This window comes from Kitasatospora sp. MBT63 (genome assembly GCF_000710465.2).
Lineage (GTDB): Bacteria > Actinomycetota > Actinomycetes > Streptomycetales > Streptomycetaceae > Kitasatospora.
The window spans coordinates 655-1,476 of the sequence record NZ_JAIZ01000746.1 but is presented as its reverse complement, the minus strand read 5'-3'; the positions used below and the strand labels follow the sequence as shown (position 1 = coordinate 1,476).

Here is an 822-nt window from a genome sequence, read left to right as displayed (position 1 = left end):
CTACGCCCACCAGGACCTGCCGTTCGAGAAGCTGGTCGAGCGGCTGCGCCCCGAGCGCTCGCTGGCGCGCCACCCGCTGTTCCAGGTGATGCTGGCCTTCCTCAGCGACGGCGAGGCCGGGCTGGACCTGCCCGGCCTGCGGGCCGAGCCGGCCCCGGTCGGCGTCGGGATCGCCAAGTTCGACCTGCACCTGAGCATGGTCGAGCACCGCAACGCCGACGGCGCCCCCGACGGCATCAGCGCCGCCCTGGAGTACAGCACCGACCTGTTCGAGCGGACCACCGCCGAGGCACTGGGCGCGCGCCTGGTCCGCCTGCTGGAGACGGTCACCGCCCACCCCGACCGCCGCCTGAGCGGCACCGACCTGCTCGACCCGGCCGACCGCCGCCGGGTGCTGACGGACTGGAACACCACGAACGGAGCGACCACAGGTGAGTGCGTACCCGCGCTGGTGGAGCGTCAGGTGGCGGATACGCCGGACGATGTGGCACTGGTGCACGAAGGTGCTGAGCTGACCTACGCCGAGCTGAACGCCCGGGCCAACCGCCTCGCCCGCCACCTGGTGGCGCTGGGCGCCGGACCGGAGCGGATCGTGGCGCTGGCGCTGCCCAGGTCCGTGGAGCTGGTGGTGGCGCTGCTCGCCGTCCTCAAGACCGGCGCGGCCTACCTGCCGGTGGACACCGAGTACCCCGCCGCGCGGATCACCCAGATGCTCTCCGACGCGGAACCGGTCTGCGTGGTCACCGTTCCCGGCGCCTGCGAGGGCATCCCGGCCCACCTGGGGCGCACCGACCCGGCCGGCGGCCGGGGCCTGCCCGCCCA

1 protein-coding gene is annotated in these 822 nt (G+C 74.2%); it reads left to right on the top strand.

Translation table 11 applies throughout. The annotated features are described in order from the left end of the window. Positions 1–822 (top strand): AMP-binding protein (locus tag AA75_RS51235; protein WP_199520521.1); only part of this gene is annotated, 822 nt, incomplete at both ends.